We start from the raw sequence: 22,367 nt of genomic DNA on the forward strand, positions 1-22,367 counted from the left end.
GATGATTAATTTCTGCGATCATCAGTGAACACACTTGGTGGATATTGATGTGCAACCGCTTCTAAATCTTCATCGAATTTTTCATGGGTGTTTTGAAAGAGCCGGTGAAACATATCTTGCACACCTGCTTCAAGTGCTTTAATGCCTTCACCAGTGACGCCGCCTTTCACACATACTTTGTCTTGCAGTGTTGGAAGGGTATAGACTCTTTTTTCAATCAAACGGCCAAGTCCAACAAGCATATCTTCTGATAAGGTGGTGGCTTCTTCTTTAGAAATATCCGTTTCTTCTACGGCCGCTTCAATCATTTTCTGAACGAGAAAACTGATAAAAGCAGGTCCGCAGCTGACAATATCGGAAGCCGCTCTTGTAATCGAATGATGGATCTCAATTGGTGTTGAAATGCACGAAGCTAACTGTCTTAAAGCGGTTTTTGTCGCGGCATTGCATGATGAACCAAATGTTAAAAGAGATGCACCTGATAAAGCGCGGTTTGTAATGCTTGGAATCAGCCTTGCTGTTTGACAAGGAACGATATCCTGGAGCTGTTCAGGATGCACCGGACTTGTAATGATGACAATGGTTTGCTGCTCCGTTAAAAGAGGGCTCAGCTCTTTTAAAAGTGGATAAATATCAAGTGGTTTGACACAAACAAAAATGAAATCTTTATTCGTGACAGCACCTGAAAGCTGTTTCGTTACTTCAAGTTCTGGATGGTTCTTTTTTATATTGAACGCTTTTTCAATGGTTCGGTTTGTAATGGTGATCGATGAGGGATTAACTGCCTTTGATTCAATAAATGCCTCAGTAAGTATGGTACCCATGTTTCCTGTACCGATTAACCCTATATTCAAACGTTCTCCCTCCTTAGACGCGTAGGATCTCTTATCTTCTAAACAGTATGTTGAGCAGTAGAAAAATATGATTGAAAGAAGCGTGAGTAAGTGAAACGACTCATTTCATTAAAAAAATACAGTCTTTATATCGCCGCTGGACTCATAGTCGTGATCATCTTCAGTTTCTTCTTTTTCACTGGAAAAGGAGAGGGCAGCAGAGAGGCAAGTGTATTGAAGGAAAATAAAGACATACAAGTCACATTAGAAGACAAACAAGAAAAGACAGAAAAAGAGCCATCGACGATTTTTGTAGAGGTCAAAGGAGCTGTAAGGAAGCCAGGTGTCTATACGTTTCAATCTGATGCTCGGGTAGAGGAAGCGATTCAAAGGGCAGGAGGCTTTACCAGCAAAGCAGACACGATTGAAATCAATCAAGCAGCAAAATTAGAGGATAGTATGATGATTTATGTTCGGAAGCAGGGGGAAGCGGAAAGAGAGACGCAAACAGTATCGGCTGACGCATCAACGGGCGTTGAAAAGAGTCAGGGTGTCAATGTCAATCAGGCCGATGCAGCCGAATTGCAAACCATTAACGGCATAGGACCAGCTAAAGCAGAAGCCATCATTTCGTATAGAGAGGAACACGGAGAATTTCAACAAATTGAAGACTTGCGGAACATTTCAGGTTTTGGGGAAAAGACGATTGAACGGCTGAAAAGTCAATTGACCGTGAAGTAGAATTGACGGTATAGAAGAAAGGCATGTACACTTAATATCAACCATCATTCTGGAGGGATCAGCTCGTGGAAAGAATTTCATGGAATCAATATTTTATGGCACAAAGCCATTTGCTTGCTTTACGAAGCACCTGTGAGCGGTTAGCTGTTGGGGCGACCATCGTAAGGGACAAGCGCATTATTGCAGGGGGGTACAATGGCTCCATTGCCGGAGACGTTCATTGTGCAGATGTAGGATGCTATGTCATTGATCATCACTGTGTTCGCACCATCCATGCAGAAATGAACGCTATTTTACAATGTGCTAAATTTGGTGCACCTACAGCTGATGCTGAAATATATGTCACGCATTTCCCTTGTTTACAGTGCTGTAAAGCCATCATTCAAGCGGGCATACGAACAGTGTACTATGCAAAGGATTATAAAAATCACCCATATGCCGTTGATTTATTCGAGCAGGCGGGTGTTCAAACAGAGCAAGTTGAATTAGATGAGATGATCATCGACTTGAAAAATCAAGAAAAATTGGCCTTTGTTGCAGATTTAATTGGGAAGCTGAGTGAATCAGGACTTAGCGAAACAGAAATTCGCGATATGCATGAGAAGGCGAATCAACTATTTACTTCCTATGTTTAAATATTTGCCGTTTGGGGCAATTTCAGCAGCTGTTGGAATTGCTCTGGCTGCATATCATCTTCATATGTATTTCCTTCTCTTTCTTCTCGTCATATTACTTCTCAGCCTACTGAAAAAAGTCCCTCAGCTCTTTTTAATGGTCAGCCTATGCGGGGCTGTCTATACTCTCATTTTTATGGTTCATGAGTCTCTTGAAACGAATCAACCTGCACAAGAAAAACGTCTATCCGGTTCCGTTGTGATTGAAAGCATTCCGAAAACAGATGGCAATCGTTTTTCAGCGACTGTATCAACAGATCATGAACGACTAGCCACTTTTTATACAATTCAAACTGAGCGTGAAAAGGAGGCATTAAAAGATGTAGAACCTGGTATGAGCTGTCACATGACAGGTGATGTTCGTCCAGCAAAACAAGCAACCATTCCTAACGGGTTTCAATACGATCAATTTTTAAAATCAAAAAGCATTGACGCCATTTTCCTGCCACAGTCGATCAAAAACTGTACAAAAATAGACGGTTCTTCCTATTACCTTCAAGTGATGCGGCAAAAAGGTTTGACATTTTTAGAGGACCATGTACCAGAACACTCTGTGGGCATTGTACAGGCTCTTATTTTTGGAGAACGCGATTTGATAGACCCTGAGACATTAAGAGATTATCAAATGCTCGGCATTATTCATTTACTAGCGATCTCAGGATTGCATGTGCAAACGCTTCTTGCGTGTTTATTTTGGTGTCTCCTTCGTGCAGGCGTGACAAGAGAGACTGCACGTATTCTCTTATTATGCTTTCTTCCTGTTTATGCTTGTTTGACAGGTGCTGCACCATCTGTTTTAAGAGCTTGCCTGATGGCAGGAATCTATTTAGTGATGACAAGTCTGCCAAAAGAAATGAAACAGCCTTCAGCTGTGGTTTTAAGCGTTACGTTTTTATTCTTATTAGCAATTCATCCTCTTTATTTATTCGATATTGGATTTCAGCTTTCATTCGTGGTGACGTTTTTTATTTTGTTATCGACTAGGATTTTATCGAAAGCAAAAAGTTCAGTCATGCAATTATTCCTTATTTCCTTCATTGCACAGCTTGCTTCGCTCCCTGTTCTTTTATATCATTTTCATCAATTTTCTTTGCTGAGCGTTCCTTTGAACATGATATTTGTTCCTTTTTATACGACGGTCGTCATGCCACTATCCTTACTCTTTTTTCTTTTCACTATCGTTTATCTTCCGCTTGGACAAACATTGTTTCAGCTGCTTGATTCGGTGATTCAGCTTAGTCATCAATTGTCAGCCTATATAGCTGTTTTTGATGGATTCAACTTGATTTTTATGAAGTCTGCTTGGTGGCATATTCTTCTTGAGGTGAGCGCCTTAATTGTTCTGTTATTTGTGATGGAGTGCAAAACTTCTGTGAAATCCTATGCTGTGCCGATCCTTTTTCTCATTGGTGTTTTGGGTGCACACTATTTCACCCCGAATTTTTTCGAAAAAGGGGAAGTTACGATGCTGGATGTAGGGCAGGGGGATAGTTTGTTTATTCAGCTGCCTTATCGAAAGGGGCACCTGCTTGTAGATACAGGAGGCAGACTTTCTTTTGAAGAAGAACCGTGGAAAAAAAGGCGTAAAGTATCTTCGATCGGTGATCAAACGCTGATCCCGTTTCTGCATTCTAAAGGTATAGCAAAACTTGATGTCCTGATTCTTACGCATGCGGATCAAGACCATATGGGAGAAGCGGTTCGTTTAATCAAGCGAAATAAAGTAAAGCGGCTGGCGATACCAAAAGGCTTTGCCCGTAGTCCAGAGGATGCGGAGCTGTTAAAAGAAGCAGCTGATCAAGGGATTATGATTGATGAATTAGAGAGAGGAGATCAGCTTCAGATTGGAGAGCAAATATTTGAAGTTCTTCATCCGTCGCGTGATCGAGTGACAAGTAAGAATAATGATTCACTCGTTTTGACATTTACCCTAGGCGGGAAGCGGTTTATGCTCACTGGAGATCTTGAACAAGAAGGAGAGCGAGACATTATAGAAGCCTATCCTGATCTGCGGGCAGATGTCTTAAAGGTTGGACATCACGGGAGTAAAGGGTCAACAAGCGAAGAATGGCTTCAGCATCTCAAGCCCTCACATGCACTCATTTCAGCAGGTGAACGCAATCGTTATCAGCATCCGCATCAGGAAGTCTTGAAAAAATTAAAGGACCAGCAAATGAAGGTGTATCGTACAGATATCGATGGGAGCGTGACGTATGAATTTCTCGATAAGCAAGGAACGTTTTACACTCATCCTCCATATGATATCTTACAAAATCAATAAAAAAACTGCCAAAATGGCAGTCATGTAACCTTCATGAAGTTAAGATCCAACGAGGTGTATAATGGTTGCCAAAATAAACATTGAGGCGAAAAATCCGAATGTGACGATAAAACCAACAGCTGAGTCGGTCACATCATTCCGCTTGCTTTGAACATTTTTTTCAAATTCATTCATTTTCATCCCTCCTGGCTAATTTTAGTATACTTGAACTCATTTGGAATTGCTAGAAGGTAAAGTAACCGTTTTCCATTTTCATGATCATTTTATGAATATCGTCTGACTGCAGGCTGACCCGGGAGCTTGCGCCGGACGTTTACTATAAATGAGGAGGCGGCACTTTCAGCTTCCTCTTTACTAATGTCTTCACACACTTTAGGATAGAGGAGGAAGTGAAAGAGAGGGATTCAATTGATGGTCTTTGATGTATGGAACAATTTAAAACGAGGGGATATCCATCCCGTTTATTGCTTATATGGGAAAGAAACATATTTACTGCAAGAAACCGCTGCTAAATTGAGACAAGCTGTTGTAGACGAAGAAACGAAGGACTTTAATTACTCCATCTTCGATATGGAAGAGGTGCCGCTTGAACAGGCTGTGACGGATGCAGAAACATTTCCTTTTATGGGAGAACGACGTCTCGTCGTGATCAAAAATCCTTATTTTCTTACAGCTGAAAAGAAAAAGGAAAAGATTGAGCATGAGCTTTCTGTGTTAGAAGCATATTTAGAAAAGCCAGCGCCCTATACCATTCTCGTGTTATTAGCACCATATGAAAAGCTGGACGAGCGTAAAAAAATCACCAAATTGCTAAAAAAGAAAGCTGCTGTCGTTGAGGCGAAAGAGTTAAACTCAAAAGAAACAACTGATTTCACCATCACACTGGTGAAGACAGAAGGAAAGATGATAACATCTGAAGCGGCTGAGCAGCTTGTGGTGCTATGCGGCGGGAGTCTATCCTCTCTATTCCAAGAGATTCGTAAGCTAAGTACATATATTGGAGAGCGGGAGGAAATTGAGTTAGCGGATGTCAATCAGCTCGTTGCAAGAAGCTTGGAGCAAAATATTTTCGAGCTGATTAATCAAATTGTAAACAGACGCCGCTCTGAGGCCATGCAGATGTTTTATGACCTGCTAAAGCAAAATGAGGAACCCATTAAAATATTAGCCCTCATTTCAACTCAATTTCGGTTGATTTTGCAGACGAAGTACTTCGCTCAGCAAGGATATGGACAAAAACAAATTGCTTCAAATCTAAAAGTCCACCCATTCAGGGTCAAACTTGCGATGGATCAGGCAAGACTGTTTTCAGAAGAAGAGCTCAAGCAGATCGTCAAAGAGCTTTCAACGATTGATTATGAAATGAAAACGGGTAAAAAGGACAAGCAGCTGCTGTTAGAATTGTTCCTGCTTCGATTATTAGGCGCTTGAACATAAAAAAACGACCTTCTAAAAAGAGGGTCGTTTTTGTTAGATGTATAATTGCCAGTCTGTCCTTATGGCTGGGCCGGTCAGGACGGACGTACAGTTAAACAGGTGCCTCATCACTGAGGCGTTGCAAACATTATGCAGAAAGTCCGTTTACTTGTTTAGCAAGTCTTGATTTGTAACGCGCAGCTGCGTTTTTGTGTACAAGACCAGTTTTAACGGCTTTGTCAATGCGTTTTGCAGCAGAAGCAAGAGCAGCTTTTGCTTGCTCAGCATCGTTGTTAGCTACAGAAACTTCAACTTGTTTAATCGCAGTACGCATCGCAGACTTGATAGTTACGTTATGTGCACGGCGTTCGTTATTCGTTTTTGTACGTTTGATCGCTGATTTAATATTTGGCATGTGTTTCACCTCCTAAGATACAACCTAAACACAATTGTCTTAAGGTTAAATCTTCACAATAGAACAAATTGTATTCTATCAAACACACCTTTAGAATGCAATATAAATGTAAAGTATTTTTCATTGATGACGTGCTCGAATGTTTCTTTAAAGAGATGGAAAGACTACTGTTAATTACTTGGTGGAAGGAGTCTTTTTATGGAGAAACAGAAACTCGATTTAAGCGTTTATCAAATCCGGACAGACCTCGCTGTTGAAACAAAAGAGATACTAGAACAAGAGAACGATCCGAATGTCGTCAAAAAGGACGGGATCCAAGGGATTGTCGAAAAGGAAAAAGAAGAGCAAGGCATCCGCATACGTACTGTGGAAATCACGAAAGAAGGGGAGGAGCTGACCGGCAAAAAGGCAGGGACATACTTGACGTTTGAGGCACAAGGCATTCGGGAGAAAGATTCTGAGATGCAAGAAAAAGTCGTCGAAGTCTTTGCCCATCATTTTGCTCAGTTTTTAAAAGACCGAGGCATTCAGGCTGATGCAAGCTGTCTTGTAGTAGGACTGGGAAACTGGAATGTCACGCCAGATGCACTAGGTCCTCTCACAGTTGAAAACCTGCTTGTGACCCGCCATCTCTTTGAATTGCAGCCGGAAAATGTTCAGGAAGGCTATCGCCCGGTTTCCTCTTTGTCTCCAGGGGTGATGGGACTGACCGGTATAGAAACAAGTGACATTATCCAAGGCGTGATTGAGCGGTCTAAGCCTGATTTTGTCATTGCGGTCGATGCCCTTGCTGCTCGAGCGGTGGAACGAGTGAATACAACCATTCAAATTTCTGATACAGGTATCCATCCCGGTTCTGGTGTAGGGAATAAGCGAAAAGAATTAAGCAAAGAAACATTGGGAATTCCAGTGATTGCGATTGGTGTTCCGACAGTGGTGGATGCAGTAACCATTGCAAGTGACACAATTGATTATGTCTTAAAGCATTTTGGTAGAGAACTAAAAGATGATAGACCATCCCGCTCTCTTGTGCCGGCTGGTTTGACATTCGGGAAGAAAAAAGTGCTTAACGAAGAAGACTTGCCAGATGAGGAAATGCGTCAATCATTCTTAGGCATCGTAGGAACCCTTCCTGAAGAAGAGAAAAGGCAGCTGATCCACGAAGTGCTTGCGCCGCTGGGGCAAAATTTAATGGTCACGCCTAAGGAAGTAGATACATTCATTGATGATATGGCAAACGTACTTGCCAACGGATTAAACACAGCGCTTCATCAAAAAATCACGCAAGATAACATGGGTTCATATAATCATTAATCGGTTCTACTTTCTCTAGCTCGCTCATAGTGTAATTACTAGAAAGCGTGCTGGAGGGAGTAAATCATGAAAAAAAGACCCCGCCGTCCTCGACAGTTGGTCGTTGCGATTAATGGAACGAAAGTAGTAAAAAGCATTTTCTTATTTATTGCCTCTCTTGTTGTGGTGTTTGTGATGTCAGGGGCTTTGACCTCTTTAAAACCCGAGCTGAGGCCGCAAGCCTCGTTATATGGTGTAGCAGATGAGCTCTCTGGCGCATTTTTTGCCACATTAATGGGCATGGAAAATCAATATTTCGCCTCAGCAGTCCCAAAAGATCAAAAAGGATTTCATTTCTCTGGGCTGTCACTGAAGCTTGCAACCAGTATTAATTTAGAAGACCCGCGCAGTTTCCTAGGAAGAGAACTCCCAGGCTTTGAACATTTTGATACAAAAATCATCTTAGCGGGTGAAGGAACAGACTATACCAATATGCCAATGGAATCGCCGCCGCCTAGTGAAGTGATCCAAGATGAAAAAGAAGCAAATTTGGCTGAGCTGGACAAGCTCGATGATGATACACCGAAAAAGCCTGCCAAAGAACCGGACCGGTCAACAGGAAAACGAAAAGCTGTGTACATTTATCACACACATAACACGGAATCATATTTACCTTTTTTAAAAGGAGAAACGAATCCAAATAATGCACGGCACTCAAAAGTGAATGTCACCCTTGTCGGCGACATGTTTGGAAAAGCACTTGATCAGCAAGGAATCGGCAATACAGTCGACAAAACCGAAATTGAAAAAAGGCTGGTGAAAAAAGGATTAAAGTATCCGCAGTCTTATAATGAATCAAGATTGGTCGTGAAAGAAGCCATAGCGAAAAATGATGACCTCGATTATTTAATTGATATTCACCGGGACTCTAGAAGAAAGAAAGATACGACTGTCGAAATCAAAGGGAAGAAATATGCGAGAATTGCGTTTGTTGTTGGGAAGAAGAATCAAAGCTATGAGAAAAACTTGAAGCTTGCGACAGAGTTCCACCATTTGATGGAGAAAAAATATAAAGGTCTTAGTGTCGGTGTGTTTGCCAAAGGAGAAATTGGCGATAATGGAATCTATAATCAAGATTTATCCGACAAAGCCCTTCTTTTAGAATTTGGCGGAGTGGACAATAATATGGAAGAATTAAGAAATGCATCCAATGCAGCAGCTGATGTGTTCAGCGACATTTTCTGGGACGCGGAAAAGGTGGATGGCAAAGCAAAGGATGAAAAAAAACGCTCTTAAGGTGGTGACGGATATGGGCTCATTTATTGGAAAAACCATTATTTTAGGATTGGTCTTGCTGTTTGGTGTCTTTTTAGGAATGCAGCAAGCGAATAATGGCATGCTGCAAATGAAGGGTTACCATGATCCGCAATTAAAAGGGGCTTTCTCCATTCAAATGAACGACGATGAAGAAAAGGAAGCTTCTATCTTAGGAACGGCTGTTACAGAAAAGGATCTTGCCGAAAAACAGAAGCAGCTCGAGGAAATAGAGGGCTTTAATGCCTTTTCCAAGGCAGGAAAAGCCCTGTCTGATGGCATGACACATGCAGCCCGTTCTCTTTATGATTGGGTGAATGGGAAATAAACGAATTTCATGAGATATCACTCTTTTGATCAAAGCCGCTGACCGATGAGCGGCTTTTCTTGATTTCGATTGAATCTTTACAGCCCTATTGATATAATCTAACCTAGCGCAACCCGCGTTTTATAGTAGGAGTGATAGATTGTGACAGATAAAGAAAAACGATTAGAACGGCAATCAAGAATTCGAAATTTCTCCATTATCGCCCATATTGACCATGGGAAATCCACATTGGCGGACCGTATTTTGGAAAAAACAGCGGCGATTACTCAACGGGAAATGAAAGAACAATTGCTTGATTCCATGGATTTAGAGCGTGAACGCGGCATAACGATTAAATTAAACTCTGTCCAGCTGAAGTATAAGGCGAAGGATGGAGAAGAATATATCATGCACCTGATTGATACACCAGGGCATGTCGACTTCACCTATGAGGTATCTCGAAGCCTAGCTGCCTGTGAGGGTGCGATTCTCGTAGTAGATGCAGCACAAGGAATTGAAGCACAGACACTTGCGAACGTTTATTTAGCTCTTGATAACAACTTAGAAATTCTTCCGATTATCAATAAAATCGATCTGCCAAGTGCAGAGCCTGAGCGTGTAAGAGAAGAAATTGAAGATGTCATCGGGTTGGATGCGTCTGAAGCTGTTCTCACCTCTGCTAAGGCGGGTATTGGAATCGAGGATATTTTAGAACAAATCGTTGAAAAGGTGCCAGCTCCCGCTGGAGATCCAGAAGCACCACTTCAAGCCCTTATTTTTGATTCTCTCTACGATGCGTATCGCGGCGTTATTGCGTACATACGAATTGTTGAAGGAACCGTCAAACCTGGTCAGAAAATTAAAATGATGGCGACGGGTAAAGAATTTGAAGTGCTTGAAGTCGGCGTTTTCACACCAAAAGCCATGCCAACAGACGAACTCACCGTTGGAGATGTTGGCTACCTAACCGCTGCGATTAAAAATGTCGGTGATACACGTGTGGGGGATACGATCACTAGTGCGGAGAACCCTGCGAAAGAAGCACTGCCAGGATACAGAAAGCTAAACCCAATGGTGTACTGCGGACTTTATCCAATTGATACAGCGAAATACAACGATTTACGTGAAGCATTAGAAAAGCTTGAACTTAATGATTCTTCACTTCAATATGAGGCAGAGACATCCCAAGCACTTGGCTTCGGTTTCCGTTGCGGGTTCCTTGGAATGCTTCATATGGAAATCATCCAAGAACGGATTGAACGTGAATTTAAAATTGATCTGATTACGACAGCACCAAGTGTTATTTACGATGTGTATATGACAGATGGAGAAAAAATCGTCGTAGATAACCCGTCCAATCTGCCTGATCCGCAAAAGATTGAGCGAATTGAAGAACCTTACGTAAAAGCAACAATGATGGTGCCGAATGATTATGTAGGCTCTGTGATGGAGCTTTGCCAAGGAAAGCGCGGACATTTCATTGATATGCAGTATCTTGATGCGAACCGCGTGAGCATTGTGTACGAAATTCCTTTGGCAGAGATCGTATACGAATTCTTTGATCAGCTAAAGTCCAGCACAAAAGGCTATGCGTCCTTTGATTATGAGCTGATTGGCTACCGTCCATCTACGCTGGTGAAGATGGATATCATGCTGAATGGCGAAAAAATCGATGCCCTTTCCTTTATCGTTCACCGCGATTACGCATATGAACGAGGCAAGATCATCGTAGAAAAGCTAAAAGAACTGATTCCTCGCCAGCACTTTGAAGTACCGATTCAAGCAGCAATCGGTCAAAAAATCGTTGCTCGTTCCACCATTAAAGCGATGCGTAAAAATGTACTTGCTAAATGTTATGGCGGAGATATTTCCCGGAAAAGAAAGCTTCTTGAGAAGCAAAAAGAAGGGAAAAAGCGCATGAAGCAAGTGGGCTCTGTTGAAGTCCCGCAAGAAGCATTTATGGCCGTGCTGAAGATGGACGACAGCACACCGAAAAAATAACATCCTCAAGGCAACCTGCTTTACAATGTCCGCCTTGACGTTTATAGTCGAAAACAAACAAAGGCGCCGCAGCGATAAACTGCGGCTCTTTACCTGTAAAGAAGGTGTCATCAAATGAAAGCAGCATACATTCACATTCCATTTTGTGAGCACATTTGCCACTATTGTGATTTCAATAAATTTTTCATTAAAACGCAGCCAGTCGATGAATACTTAGCGGCTCTTGAAAAAGAGATGCAGCACACGATCGAGCAAAAAGGCGAGCAGGAACTAAAGACGATTTTTATTGGCGGGGGAACCCCGACATCACTGACTGTCAGCCAGTTAGACAAGCTCATGAACAGCATTCACCGCGTATTAAAGCCGACAAAAAACCTGATTGAATTTGCAGTAGAAGCAAATCCAGACGAATTATCTCTTGAGAAACTGCAAGTGCTAAAGGCAGCCGGTGTGAATAGGCTGAGCTTTGGCGTTCAAACCTTTGAAGACGATTTACTCAAAAAAATCGGACGAGTTCATCAAAAGAAGGATGTCCTTACGTCGTTTGAGCGAGCTAGAGCGGTTGGATTTGACAATATCAGCCTCGATCTCATGTTTGGCTTGCCGCATCAAGAAAAGCATCATGTGATGAATTCACTTGAGACGGCATTCTCGCTGGGGGCAGAGCATTATTCGGTTTACTCACTCATCGTCGAGCCGAAAACCGTTTTTTACAACTTAATGCAAAAAGGAAAACTTCATTTACCGCCGCAAGAACGTGAGGCTGAAATGTATGAGCTTGTGATGGATGAAATGGAGAGCCATGGATTAAAGCAGTACGAGATTAGTAATTACGCCAAACCTGGCTTTGAGAGCCAGCATAACCTAACCTATTGGAGCAATGAAGATTACTTCGGTTTTGGTGCAGGTGCACACGGGTATGTAGATGGCATCCGAAATGTGAACGCAGGGCCGGTGAAACATTATTTGGAGCTGATTGACCAAACAGGGTTCCCGTATAAGGAAACACACCAGGTCACAAAAGAAGAGCAGATAGAAGAAGAAATGTTTTTAGGCCTTCGAAAGATTGAAGGGGTGAAAAGTGCCGATTTCCAAGCGAAATATGGTGCTGCGCCAGAAGCACTTTTTTCCACTGTTCTTGAAGATTTAGAAGAAAAAGGCCTCATTGTAAAAGTTGACAATGGGATTCGTTTAACAAGAAAAGGAAAATTGTTAGGAAATGAAGTATTTCAAGCGTTTCTCGGTGAGTTATAATTGACATTTTAATTTGAGTTTGGTAATTTTGTTTATACAATTAGCACTCGTTGAAAGAGAGTGCTAACAGGGGTGATGATGATGTTAACAAATCGTCAGCTTTTGATTCTGCAAGTCATCATTAATGACTTTATTCGTTCGGCGCAGCCAGTTGGATCAAGGACTCTTTCTAAAAAAGAGGACATCACATTCAGCTCTGCGACGATTAGAAACGAAATGGCTGATTTGGAGGAACTTGGTTTTATCGAAAAGACCCATTCTTCATCAGGAAGAATTCCTTCAGAAAAAGGATATCGTTATTATGTAGATCATTTGCTCTCTCCGCGAAAACTGTCGTCTAAAGAGCTTGTGCTCATCCAGTCGGCCTTTCAGGAGAAAATTTTTGAGCTGGAAAAGACAGTTCAAAAATCGGCGGAAATTTTATCAGATCTCACAAATTATACATCGATTGTGCTTGGTCCAAAGCTAAGTGAAAATCGATTAAAGCAAATTCAGCTTGTCCCTGTTCAGCCAAACAAAGCAGTGGCGATCATGATTACAGACAGCGGACATGTTGAAAACAAAACCATTACCTTCTCTGAGCACCTCGATGTCTCCGATATTGAGAAGCTGATGAATATTTTAAACAGCCGCCTAGCCGGAGTTCCGATGGATCAGCTGAAGGACAGAATGTATAAAGAAGTTGTCATGCTTCTTCGTACGCATTTAAAAGATTATGATCATATTTTAGATGCGCTCGGCAATACATTTACATCGACTCAAAATGAATCAAAACTTTTCTTTGGCGGGAAGATTAATATGTTGAATCAGCCGGAGTTTCATGACATTGACCGCATCCGTTCACTTATGATGCTTATTGAGCAAAAGAATGATGTCATGCAGCTGTTTCATCCAAATCAGCAAGGAATCACCATTAAAATCGGTTCAGAAAACAATTTGGAAGCGATGGAGAACTGCAGCTTAATCACAGCTACTTATTCGATTGATCAAAAATCACTCGGCTCCATTGCCGTCATCGGTCCAACCCGTATGGATTATGGCAGGGTTGTCAGTCTCTTGCATCATGTATCAAAAGACTTGTCAAACGCACTTTCCAATTTGTATGATGAGTAGGGTGATAAAAGATAGGGGCACAGCCCCTTCGTATTTTTGAATCTTTTGAGGGAGGTGAACACAATGTCAGAAGAAAAACAAACACCTGAGCATGAAGCAGAGGTTGAAGCACAAGAAGAAGCAGTTCAAGCAGATACTGAGGAAGTAACACATGATGAACAGTCTGCCTTCCAAGAAAAAATCGATGAATTGCAGCAGCTTCTAGATGAAAAAGAAAACAAAATTCTGCGTGTTCAAGCAGATTTTGAAAACTATAAACGCCGTGCTCGAACTGAAGTGGAGACCGTGCAAAAATATCGTTCTCAACATGTTGTCAGTGATCTTCTCCCAGCTCTTGATAACTTTGAAAGAGCGCTTGGAATTGATCCAGACAATGAGCAGACGAAAAGTTTGTTAGAAGGAATGCAAATGGTTTACCGCCAGCTGGTAGATGCGTTGAAAAATGAAGGCGTAGAACCAATTGAAGCTGTCGGCAAAGAGTTCGATCCAAACCTTCATCAAGCCGTCATGCAAGTTGAAGATGAAAACTACGATTCAAATATCGTTGTAGAAGAATTGCAAAAGGGCTATAAACTCAAAGACCGAGTTATTCGTCCATCAATGGTAAAAGTAAATCAATAACTACATAATGGGAGGTCATCGAATATGAGTAAAATCATTGGGATTGACTTAGGAACAACAAACTCATGTGTTGCAGTACTTGAAGGCGGCGAGCCAAAAGTCATTGCAAACGCTGAAGGAGCACGTACAACACCATCTGTTGTCGCTTTTAAAAACGGAGAGCGCCAAGTGGGTGAAGTAGCAAAACGTCAATCAATTACAAACCCGAACACGATCATGTCTGTTAAAAGACATATGGGTACAGATTATAAAGTAGAAGTTGAAGGCAAGAACTATACCCCGCAGGAAATCTCTGCGATTATTCTTCAGCACCTTAAATCTTACGCTGAAGGCTATCTTGGCGAAGAAGTAACAAAAGCTGTTATCACAGTTCCTGCTTACTTCAACGATGCAGAACGTCAAGCTACGAAAGATGCTGGTAAAATTGCTGGTCTTGAAGTAGAACGTATCATCAACGAACCAACAGCAGCTGCACTTGCATATGGTTTAGATAAAACAGATGAAGATCAAACAATTCTTGTATACGACCTTGGCGGCGGTACATTTGACGTATCAGTTCTTGAACTTGGAGACGGCGTCTTTGAAGTGCGCTCAACTGCTGGGGACAACCGTCTAGGTGGAGACGATTTTGACCAAGTCATCATTGATCACCTAGTGGCTGAATTCAAAAAAGAAAATGGCATTGATCTTTCTAAAGATAAAATGGCGCTTCAGCGTTTAAAAGATGCTGCTGAAAAAGCGAAAAAAGATCTTTCAGGTGTATCTTCTACACAAATCTCACTGCCATTTATCACAGCTGGAGAAGCAGGACCTCTTCACCTTGAATTAACGTTAACGCGTGCTAAATTCGAAGAGCTTTCTGCAGATCTTGTAGAGCGCACAATGACACCTGTACGTCAATCACTAAAAGATGCTGGTTTATCTGCTAGCGAGATTGATAAAGTCATCCTTGTAGGTGGATCAACTCGTATTCCTGCAGTACAAGAAGCAATCAAAAAAGAAACAGGCAAAGAGCCTCATAAAGGTGTAAACCCGGATGAAGTAGTTGCACTTGGTGCAGCGATCCAAGGTGGAGTCATCACAGGGGATGTCAAAGACGTTGTTCTTCTTGACGTAACACCACTTTCTTTAGGAATTGAAACAATGGGCGGCGTATTCACGAAGCTGATTGAACGCAATACAACAATTCCAACAAGTAAATCTCAAGTATTCTCAACGGCTGCTGACAACCAAACAGCTGTAGACATCCATGTCTTACAAGGTGAGCGCCCAATGGCTGCAGATAACAAAACATTAGGCCGCTTCCAATTGACTGATATCCCGCCAGCACCACGCGGCGTACCGCAAATTGAAGTATCTTTTGATATCGATAAAAACGGTATTGTCAACGTACGTGCGAAAGATATGGGTACAGGCAAAGAGCAAAACATCACAATCAAATCTTCTTCAGGTCTTTCTGATGATGAGATCGAAAAAATGGTAAAAGAAGCTGAAGAAAATGCTGAAGCAGATGCGAAGAAAAAAGAAGAAATCGAAGTGCGCAACGAAGCAGATCAATTAGTGTTTACAACTGAAAAAACATTAAAAGATCTAGAAGGCAAAATCGATGAAGAGCAAGTGAAAAAAGCAAACGAGGCAAAAGATGCGCTAAAAGCTGCGATCGAAAAAGGCGAGTTTGAAGACATCAAAGCGAAAAAAGATGAGCTGCAAACAATCGTTCAAGAATTAACGACAAAGCTCTATGAAGAAGCTGCAAAACAAGCACAAGCTCAGCAAGAAGGCGCTGAAGGTGCTCAAAAAGCAGATGACAATGTAGTGGATGCAGAATACGAAGAAGTAAACGACGATCAAGAGAAAAAATAATCACCTTTACTTTTGAAAAAGACTGCTGAAACGTACTCGTCAGAAAGTCAAAGTCAGGATCTCTTGGCTTTGACTTTTTTTCTTTTCAACGATGAAAGGAATTGAAAAAGGTTAAATCAAAATGATACAATCGTATTTATGTGAGAAAATCGGGAGTGTGAAGAGATGAGTAAGCGTGATTACTATGAAGTGCTTGGCGTAAGTAAGAGCGCCTCAAAGGACGAAATCAAAAAGGCATACCGCAAGCTTTCAAAAAAGTATCACCCTGATATTAATAAAGAAGCTGGCTCAGATGAGAAATTCAAAGAAGTAAAAGAAGCCTATGAAACCCTTTCTGATGATCAAAAACGTTCGCATTATGACCAGTTCGGTCATACCGATCCAAACCAAGGCTTTGGCGGCGGCGGTTTTGGCGGCGGCGGAGACTTTGGCGGCTTCGGCGGCTTTGATGACATCTTCTCTAGTATTTTTGGCGGCGGAGCGAGAAGAAGAGATCCAAATGCCCCGCGCCAAGGAGCGGACCTGCAATATACAATGACGCTTTCATTTGAAGAAGCGGCATTTGGAAAAGAAGCAACGATTGAAATCCCTCGTGAAGAATCGTGTGAAACATGTCATGGATCAGGTGCGAAGCCTGGGACGCAGGCGAAAACCTGCTCACATTGCGGCGGTTCTGGTCAATTAAATGTTGAGCAGTCAACCCCATTTGGTAAAGTGGTCAACCGCAGAGTATGTAACTACTGCAGCGGAACAGGGAAACAAATTGATCATAAATGTTCAACATGCGGCGGATCTGGCAAAGTGCGTAAGCGTAAGAAAATTAACGTGACGATCCCTGCAGGTGTTGATGATGGCCAGCAGCTCAGAGTGTCTGGTCAAGGAGAACCAGGTGTAAATGGAGGCCCTCCAGGCGATCTATTCGTTGTGTTCCATGTGCGTGCACATGAATTCTTCGAACGTGATGGAGATGACATTTACTGCGAGATGCCGCTCACCTTTGCCCAAGCTGCATTAGGTGACGAAATTGAAGTGCCGACATTACACGGAAAAGTAAAATTAAAAGTTCCTGCTGGCACTCAAACTGGCACGAAGTTTAGACTCAAAGGTAAAGGCGTGAAAAATGTACGCGGCTACGGCCAAGGCGATCAGCATATCGTTGTACGTGTTGTCACACCGACAAATTTAACAGACAATCAAAAAGATATCATTAGAAAATTTGCTGAAGTGAGCGGAAATAAACCGGACGAACAAGAAATGAGCTTCTTCGATAAGGTAAAACGCGCATTTAAAGGCGAGTAAGACGGATAAGGAGTTGGTAGTATTGAAGTGGTCAGAAATTAGCGTCCATACAACAAATGAAGCGGTGGAACCAATCACCAATATTTTGCATGAAGCAGGTGCAAGTGGTGTCGTGATTGAGGACCCGCTTGATTTAGTCAAGGAACGTGAAAATGTATACGGTGAGATCTACCAGCTCGATCCGAATGACTATCCGGAGGAAGGTGTCATTGTCAAAGCCTATCTTCCAATGAACAGCTTTTTGATGGAAACGGTAGATGAGATCAAAGAAGCCATCAACAACCTTCTTCTATACGATATTGACCTTGGACGCAATACGCTGTCAATTTGTGAAGTAAATGAAGAAGAATGGGCCACCGCATGGAAGAAATACTATCATCCTGTGAAAATCTCTGAAAAATTTACCATCGTTCCAACGTGGGAAGAATATACACCGGTTCATTCTGATGAACTGATTATTGAAATGGACCCTGGAATGGCGTTTGGAACAGGTACGCATCCAACAACCGTCCTTTGCATTCAGGCGCTTGAGCGCTATGTGAAGGAAAACGATACGGTGATTGATGTTGGAACAGGCTCTGGAATTTTAAGTGTGGCAGCAGCGATGCTTGGTGCAAAGGACATTCAAGCCTTTGATCTCGACACCGTTGCGGTAGAAAGTGCGAAGCAAAACATCGAATTAAATGGTGTAAGTGAACAAGTGACGGTCAAACAAAACAACTTGCTTGATGGGATTTCAGGTGAGCGTGATGTGATTGTCGCCAACATTTTGGCAGAAGTGATTTTGCGCTTTACAGATCAAGCCTATGACCTATTGAAGAAAGATGGCTATTTCATTACATCAGGCATCATTGGACAAAAGAAATTACAAGTCAAAACAGCATTAGAAGAAGCAGGTTTTGATATTGTTGAAGTGCTGTCAATGGAAGATTGGGTCAGCATTATAGCGAAAAAATAAAGCGAGTAGGTGTCAGGACACGTATGCAACGATATTTTATCGACCTCACGAAAGAAGAAGTGACCGCAAAGGGAGCCATCGTTATAAAAGGTGAAGATGTACATCATCTTTCCAATGTCATGCGGATGAAAGCAGGGCAGGAAATCCTTTGTTTAACGACAGACGGCTTTGAAGCGCTCAGTAAAATTGATACAATAACAAAGGAAGAAGTGATTTGTCACCTTGAAAGCTGGACAAATCAGGACAGAGAACTTCCGATTAGGGTGACGATTGCAAGCGGTCTTCCAAAAGGAGATAAGCTTGAGCTCATTATCCAAAAAGGCACAGAGCTTGGTGCAAGTGCTTTTATTCCGTTTCAAGCGGCTCGTTCTATTACAAAGCTTGACCAAAAAAAGTCACATAAAAAACGAGAGCGCTGGGAGAAAATCGCGAAAGAAGCAGCCGAGCAGTCCTACCGGAATATCATTCCGCGTGTTTATTCAGTATCAACGTTTAAAGAGCTGACGCAATTAGCTGGTGAATTCGATAAATGTGTCGTTGCATACGAGGAATCATCGAAAGAAGGAGAGCAAAGCCGTTTTCAAACTGTGCTTCAACAGATGAAAGGCGGACAAACCTTGCTAGTGGTTTTTGGGCCTGAAGGCGGTTTGGCAGAAAAGGAGATTGAAGAGCTTGAAACGCTTGGTGCAGTCATTTGCGGGCTTGGACCACGCATTTTAAGAACGGAAACTGCTCCTTTATATGCGCTTTCTGCTATATCTTATCAAACAGAGTTATTAAGAGGTGAATCATGATGGGAACAGTAGCGTTCCATACACTTGGCTGTAAGGTCAATCACTATGAAACTGAGGCGATCTGGCAGCTGTTTAAAGAAGCTGGCTATGAAAGAAAAGAGTATGAATCAAAAGCAGACGTATATGTCATTAATACATGTACGGTCACGAATACAGGCGATAAGAAAAGCCGCCAAGTCATTAGAAGAGCCATTCGTCATAACCCGGATGGTGTCATTTGTGTAACAGGCTGCTATGCGCAAACGTCTCCAGCAGAAATCATGGCGATTCCTGGTGTTGATATTGTGGTTGGAACACAGGACAGACATAAATTACTAGGGTATATTGAAGAATACCGCAGAGAAAGACAGCCGATCAACGGGGTTGGCAATATCATGAAAGCACGTGTATTTGAAGAACTTGATGTTCCTGCCTTCACAGACAGAACGCGCGCTTCATTAAAAATCCAAGAAGGCTGTAACAATTTCTGTACATTCTGCATTATTCCTTGGGCGCGCGGACTTCTTCGTTCTCGTGATCCAGAAGAGGTCATCAATCAAGCGCAGCAGCTTGTTGATGCGGGCTATAAAGAAATTGTGCTTACAGGTATTCACACAGGCGGATACGGAGAAGACTTAAAGGATTATAACTTTGCAAAGCTTCTAAAAGAATTAGACAAACGTGTCATTGGCTTAAAACGAATCCGTATTTCATCTATTGAAGCAAGTCAAATTACAGATGAAGTGATTGAAGTGCTTGATCAGTCAGATAAAATTGTCAGACACTTACACATTCCGCTTCAATCTGGTTCAAATACTGTGCTAAAAAGAATGCGCCGTAAATATACGATGGAATTCTTTGCAGAGCGTTTAACAAAGCTGAAAAAAGCATTGCCAGGACTTGCTGTCACCTCTGATGTGATCGTTGGATTCCCCGGGGAAACAGAAGAAGAGTTCTTGGAAACGTACAATTTTGTCAAAGACCATCAATTCTCTGAGCTTCACGTATTCCCTTACAGCAAACGTACAGGTACCCCAGCTGCAAGAATGGAAGATCAAGTGGATGAAAATGTGAAAAACGAACGTGTCCACCGTTTGATCGCTCTATCTGACCAGCTTGCGAAAGAGTATGCATCAGCATATGAGGGTGATGTGCTAGAGATTATTCCGGAAGAATCCTTCAAAGAACAAGAAGGAAACCACAATCTTTATGTTGGTTATACCGATAACTATATGAAGGTTGTTTTCGAAGGAACAGAGGACATGATCGGACGTCTGGTCAAAGTGAAAATTACGAAAGCGGGCTATCCTTATAACGAAGGACAATTCGTTCGCATCAGCGATGATGTGCAGCCAGACAAAGTGAGAATGACCTCATAATAGATAAAAGAAACCGGCAGCCAACAGGGCAAGCCGGTTTCTTTTATTTTGTCTGATTCGGCATGAGACACAAGATCAATGCGTGAAAAGGGCGTATGAATGGGAAGAAGAGGAGAGAGCTTGCCACATTAAACAGCAGGCTGAAATGCGCTATCTGCTGGGCAGGAGAGCTTGCGAGAAGGGCGACAACCTCTGTGATTAGGGCGAGAAACGGGAGGCATAAAAGAACCCCGAGTACATTAAATACGACGTGTGCATAAGCCGTTTGACGTGCTGCGTAGCCGCCGGATATTGCAGCCATCACCGCCGTAATACATGTCCCAATATTGGACCCTAACACAAAGCTGATGCCTTCCTGAAGTGCCACAGTTCCCTCATTCATAAATCCCATTAAAATACCGATACAGACTGAGCTCGAATGAACTATTGCTGTGAAAATGGTACCCGAAAGCAGCGCTGTCCAGTCTGAATGCTGCATCATTTCAAGAAAACGCAATGTCTCAGGCTGGCTTGTCATCATCCCTGCAATTTTTGAGAAGCCTTGTATGCAAAAAAAGATCATCCCGAGTCCAAATAAACTTTTACCTGCATATCTAATAGATGTCCTGCCAAAAAGGATAAATACAAGACCAGCTATGATCAAAACCCACATAAACACGTCCATTTTAATGGCGATAAATTCTGTCGTAAACGTTGAGCCGATATTGGTTCCAAGAATCATTGGGATCGATTTTTTAAAAGAGAGAATGCCAGTACTGACAAAGCCAATGACGATAACCATAAAAGCAGAACTGCTTTGTAGAACCCCTGTAAACACAATGCTGACCAAGAATGCTTTTACCGGGTGATCTGTAAAGAGAAGAAGTGATTTCTCAATACGAGACGATGCAAGCGCCATTAATCCTTTTCTCAGCAAACCCATTGACCATAAAAAAATGAAAATAAGTGCACAAAAATAAATGATCGCCATCATAGAAAAGTCCTCCTCTTACCAATGAATATATGGACTTGTCTACCTGCTCATGACGAAAATATATTTCCAAATCACTTAGTTGACCTCACACTAGGCTTATATTATAATGTCTAGGTACATGTTTTGCATGTATATCTTTTTTTAATGCAGTCGATTGGTGTATTCGGAGGGAGGGAAAGAGAATGTCAAAAACGGTCGTTAGAAAAAACGAATCGCTTGAAGATGCTCTTCGTCGCTTTAAACGCAGTGTATCCAAAACTGGAACATTGCAAGAAGCAAGAAAGCGTGAATTTTATGAAAAGCCTAGCGTAAAGCGCAAGAAAAAGTCTGAAGCTGCTAGAAAACGTAAATTCTAAAGAGGGTGGATTTTATGAGTCTTCTTGAGCAATTAAATTCTGATATGAAGCTTATGATGAAAAACCGTGAGAAAGACAAGCTTGTTGTCATTCGTATGGTAAAGGCTTCGCTGCAAAATGAAGCAATTAAGCTTAAGAAAGACAGTTTGACCGGCGATGAGGAACTAACCGTCCTTTCCCGCGAGATTAAGCAACGTAAAGACTCCCTCCATGAATTTTCGAAAGCTAATCGCTTAGATTTAGTAGATAAAGTTCAAAAAGAGATTGACATATTAGACGTTTATTTACCTGAACAGCTTTCTGAAGAAGAGCTGCAAACGATCGTGAAAGAAACGATCGCTGAAACAGGTGCTTCCTCGAAGGCTGACATGGGTAAAGTCATGAGCGCTATTATGCCAAAAGTAAAAGGTAAAGCTGATGGAGCTGTCATTAACAGACTTGTCAGCGAGCAGCTGTCTCAATAAAAAAGTATCCTTCTATTGTTAGAAGGGTACTTTTTTTAT

The 22,367-nt window shown here is 42.0% G+C and carries 22 protein-coding genes; 18 read left to right on the forward strand and 4 right to left on the reverse strand.

The features are described 5' to 3' along the window. Positions 1-5 precede the first annotated feature (5 nt). On the reverse strand, positions 6-854 hold the full coding sequence (gene comER, locus MHI60_RS14565) for a late competence protein ComER (RefSeq protein ID WP_024423047.1): 849 nt from the start codon (positions 852-854) through the stop codon (positions 6-8). 90 nt (positions 855-944) lie between these two features. On the opposite strand from comER, the gene MHI60_RS14570 reads away from it, so the two are divergent. From MHI60_RS14570 to MHI60_RS14580, 3 genes are all read left to right on the forward strand, one after another. Further along, on the forward strand, positions 945-1,574 hold the full coding sequence (locus MHI60_RS14570) for a helix-hairpin-helix domain-containing protein (protein ID WP_144484674.1): 630 nt from the start codon (positions 945-947) through the stop codon (positions 1,572-1,574). A gap of 65 nt (positions 1,575-1,639) precedes the next feature. Beyond that, on the forward strand, positions 1,640-2,209 hold the full coding sequence (locus MHI60_RS14575; RefSeq protein ID WP_039180075.1) for a ComE operon protein 2: 570 nt from the start codon (positions 1,640-1,642) through the stop codon (positions 2,207-2,209). Next, positions 2,202-4,529, forward strand: coding sequence for a DNA internalization-related competence protein ComEC/Rec2 (locus MHI60_RS14580; protein WP_144485030.1), 2,328 nt, complete (start codon positions 2,202-2,204; stop codon positions 4,527-4,529). The genes MHI60_RS14575 and MHI60_RS14580 overlap by 8 nt, the downstream gene beginning before the upstream one ends. Before the next feature lie 39 nt (positions 4,530-4,568). On the opposite strand, the gene MHI60_RS14585 is transcribed toward MHI60_RS14580, so the two are convergent. Then, positions 4,569-4,703 carry a YqzM family protein gene (locus MHI60_RS14585; RefSeq protein ID WP_012010638.1) on the reverse strand — a complete coding sequence of 45 codons (135 nt, stop codon included), beginning with the start codon at positions 4,701-4,703 and terminating at the stop codon, positions 4,569-4,571. 237 nt (positions 4,704-4,940) lie between these two features. Here MHI60_RS14585 and holA point away from each other — a divergent pair, with 237 nt between their 5' ends. Beyond that, complete coding sequence (gene holA / locus MHI60_RS14590; RefSeq protein ID WP_144484672.1) at positions 4,941-5,960, forward strand: DNA polymerase III subunit delta; 1,020 nt, start codon at positions 4,941-4,943, stop codon at positions 5,958-5,960. A 133-nt stretch (positions 5,961-6,093) separates the two neighbouring features. On the opposite strand, the gene rpsT is transcribed toward holA, so the two are convergent. Then, the gene (gene rpsT / locus MHI60_RS14595) at positions 6,094-6,360 is read right to left on the reverse strand and encodes a 30S ribosomal protein S20 (RefSeq protein ID WP_024423042.1); all 267 of its coding nucleotides are present in this window, start codon (positions 6,358-6,360) and stop codon (positions 6,094-6,096) included. A 198-nt stretch (positions 6,361-6,558) separates the two neighbouring features. Between rpsT and gpr the strand changes: the two genes are divergently transcribed. The 12 genes from gpr (at position 6,559) to mtaB (ending at position 20,535) form a co-directional block, all read left to right on the forward strand. Next, complete coding sequence (gpr, locus tag MHI60_RS14600) at positions 6,559-7,674, forward strand: GPR endopeptidase (RefSeq protein WP_111291684.1); 1,116 nt, start codon at positions 6,559-6,561, stop codon at positions 7,672-7,674. Between the two features lie 66 nt (positions 7,675-7,740). Next, positions 7,741-8,949 carry a stage II sporulation protein P gene (locus MHI60_RS14605; RefSeq protein ID WP_144471137.1) on the forward strand — a complete coding sequence of 403 codons (1,209 nt, stop codon included), beginning with the start codon at positions 7,741-7,743 and terminating at the stop codon, positions 8,947-8,949. 13 nt (positions 8,950-8,962) lie between these two features. After that, entirely contained in the window at positions 8,963-9,295 is a 333-nt protein-coding gene (locus MHI60_RS14610; protein WP_024427951.1) for a YqxA family protein, read from the forward strand. 141 nt (positions 9,296-9,436) lie between these two features. Next, positions 9,437-11,275: a translation elongation factor 4 gene (lepA, locus tag MHI60_RS14615; protein WP_111291682.1), complete on the forward strand. Its 1,839-nt coding sequence runs from the start codon at positions 9,437-9,439 to the stop codon at positions 11,273-11,275. Between the two features lie 114 nt (positions 11,276-11,389). Beyond that, entirely contained in the window at positions 11,390-12,529 is a 1,140-nt protein-coding gene (gene hemW / locus MHI60_RS14620; RefSeq protein WP_144484670.1) for a radical SAM family heme chaperone HemW, read from the forward strand. A gap of 81 nt (positions 12,530-12,610) precedes the next feature. Then, positions 12,611-13,642 carry a heat-inducible transcriptional repressor HrcA gene (hrcA, locus tag MHI60_RS14625; RefSeq protein ID WP_003217350.1) on the forward strand — a complete coding sequence of 344 codons (1,032 nt, stop codon included), beginning with the start codon at positions 12,611-12,613 and terminating at the stop codon, positions 13,640-13,642. A 63-nt stretch (positions 13,643-13,705) separates the two neighbouring features. Continuing rightward, positions 13,706-14,263: a nucleotide exchange factor GrpE gene (grpE, locus tag MHI60_RS14630; RefSeq protein ID WP_111291680.1), complete on the forward strand. Its 558-nt coding sequence runs from the start codon at positions 13,706-13,708 to the stop codon at positions 14,261-14,263. A gap of 24 nt (positions 14,264-14,287) precedes the next feature. Then, entirely contained in the window at positions 14,288-16,126 is a 1,839-nt protein-coding gene (gene dnaK, locus MHI60_RS14635; RefSeq protein WP_144484668.1) for a molecular chaperone DnaK, read from the forward strand. Positions 16,127-16,291: 165 nt separating this feature from the next. Next, positions 16,292-17,425: a molecular chaperone DnaJ gene (dnaJ, locus tag MHI60_RS14640; protein ID WP_024427952.1), complete on the forward strand. Its 1,134-nt coding sequence runs from the start codon at positions 16,292-16,294 to the stop codon at positions 17,423-17,425. Positions 17,426-17,447: 22 nt separating this feature from the next. After that, positions 17,448-18,383 carry a 50S ribosomal protein L11 methyltransferase gene (gene prmA / locus MHI60_RS14645; RefSeq protein ID WP_048238922.1) on the forward strand — a complete coding sequence of 312 codons (936 nt, stop codon included), beginning with the start codon at positions 17,448-17,450 and terminating at the stop codon, positions 18,381-18,383. Between the two features lie 23 nt (positions 18,384-18,406). Beyond that, complete coding sequence (locus MHI60_RS14650; RefSeq protein ID WP_126681572.1) at positions 18,407-19,177, forward strand: 16S rRNA (uracil(1498)-N(3))-methyltransferase; 771 nt, start codon at positions 18,407-18,409, stop codon at positions 19,175-19,177. Continuing rightward, positions 19,177-20,535 carry a tRNA (N(6)-L-threonylcarbamoyladenosine(37)-C(2))-methylthiotransferase MtaB gene (mtaB, locus tag MHI60_RS14655; protein ID WP_073206350.1) on the forward strand — a complete coding sequence of 453 codons (1,359 nt, stop codon included), beginning with the start codon at positions 19,177-19,179 and terminating at the stop codon, positions 20,533-20,535. Before MHI60_RS14650 ends, mtaB begins: the two co-directional genes overlap by 1 nt. A 43-nt stretch (positions 20,536-20,578) precedes the next feature. On the opposite strand, the gene MHI60_RS14660 is transcribed toward mtaB, so the two are convergent. Beyond that, positions 20,579-21,508 carry a Na/Pi symporter gene (locus MHI60_RS14660; RefSeq protein WP_095409051.1) on the reverse strand — a complete coding sequence of 310 codons (930 nt, stop codon included), beginning with the start codon at positions 21,506-21,508 and terminating at the stop codon, positions 20,579-20,581. 182 nt (positions 21,509-21,690) lie between these two features. On the opposite strand from MHI60_RS14660, the gene rpsU reads away from it, so the two are divergent. Both rpsU and MHI60_RS14670 read left to right on the forward strand, forming a co-directional pair. Beyond that, positions 21,691-21,864, forward strand: a complete 174-nt coding sequence (gene rpsU, locus MHI60_RS14665; protein ID WP_003152957.1) for a 30S ribosomal protein S21 — start codon at positions 21,691-21,693, stop codon at positions 21,862-21,864. Between the two features lie 14 nt (positions 21,865-21,878). Continuing rightward, complete coding sequence (locus tag MHI60_RS14670) at positions 21,879-22,328, forward strand: GatB/YqeY domain-containing protein (protein ID WP_041086254.1); 450 nt, start codon at positions 21,879-21,881, stop codon at positions 22,326-22,328. Positions 22,329-22,367: the final 39 nt, after the last annotated feature.

The sequence above is a fragment of the Bacillus sp. FSL K6-3200 genome (assembly GCF_038630485.1).
In the GTDB taxonomy this organism is placed as follows: Bacteria; Bacillota; Bacilli; order Bacillales; family Bacillaceae; genus Bacillus; species Bacillus safensis.

What these genes read in the sequence shown, in the direction of transcription:
- MHI60_RS14580 (WP_144485030.1), top strand. Translation starts at nt 2,202, where the DNA reads ATGTTTAAATATTTGCCGTTTGGGGCAATTTCAGCAGCTGTTGGAATT.
- MHI60_RS14585 (WP_012010638.1), bottom strand. Translation starts at nt 4,703, where the DNA reads ATGAATGAATTTGAAAAAAATGTTCAAAGCAAGCGGAATGATGTGACC.
- holA (WP_144484672.1), top strand. Translation starts at nt 4,941, where the DNA reads ATGGTCTTTGATGTATGGAACAATTTAAAACGAGGGGATATCCATCCC.
- rpsT (WP_024423042.1), bottom strand. Translation starts at nt 6,360, where the DNA reads ATGCCAAATATTAAATCAGCGATCAAACGTACAAAAACGAATAACGAA.
- gpr (WP_111291684.1), top strand. Translation starts at nt 6,559, where the DNA reads ATGGAGAAACAGAAACTCGATTTAAGCGTTTATCAAATCCGGACAGAC.
- MHI60_RS14605 (WP_144471137.1), top strand. Translation starts at nt 7,741, where the DNA reads ATGAAAAAAAGACCCCGCCGTCCTCGACAGTTGGTCGTTGCGATTAAT.
- MHI60_RS14610 (WP_024427951.1), top strand. Translation starts at nt 8,963, where the DNA reads ATGGGCTCATTTATTGGAAAAACCATTATTTTAGGATTGGTCTTGCTG.
- hemW (WP_144484670.1), top strand. Translation starts at nt 11,390, where the DNA reads ATGAAAGCAGCATACATTCACATTCCATTTTGTGAGCACATTTGCCAC.
- hrcA (WP_003217350.1), top strand. Translation starts at nt 12,611, where the DNA reads ATGTTAACAAATCGTCAGCTTTTGATTCTGCAAGTCATCATTAATGAC.
- grpE (WP_111291680.1), top strand. Translation starts at nt 13,706, where the DNA reads ATGTCAGAAGAAAAACAAACACCTGAGCATGAAGCAGAGGTTGAAGCA.
- dnaK (WP_144484668.1), top strand. Translation starts at nt 14,288, where the DNA reads ATGAGTAAAATCATTGGGATTGACTTAGGAACAACAAACTCATGTGTT.
- dnaJ (WP_024427952.1), top strand. Translation starts at nt 16,292, where the DNA reads ATGAGTAAGCGTGATTACTATGAAGTGCTTGGCGTAAGTAAGAGCGCC.
- MHI60_RS14650 (WP_126681572.1), top strand. Translation starts at nt 18,407, where the DNA reads ATGCAACGATATTTTATCGACCTCACGAAAGAAGAAGTGACCGCAAAG.
- mtaB (WP_073206350.1), top strand. Translation starts at nt 19,177, where the DNA reads ATGGGAACAGTAGCGTTCCATACACTTGGCTGTAAGGTCAATCACTAT.
- MHI60_RS14660 (WP_095409051.1), bottom strand. Translation starts at nt 21,508, where the DNA reads ATGATGGCGATCATTTATTTTTGTGCACTTATTTTCATTTTTTTATGG.
- rpsU (WP_003152957.1), top strand. Translation starts at nt 21,691, where the DNA reads ATGTCAAAAACGGTCGTTAGAAAAAACGAATCGCTTGAAGATGCTCTT.
- MHI60_RS14670 (WP_041086254.1), top strand. Translation starts at nt 21,879, where the DNA reads ATGAGTCTTCTTGAGCAATTAAATTCTGATATGAAGCTTATGATGAAA.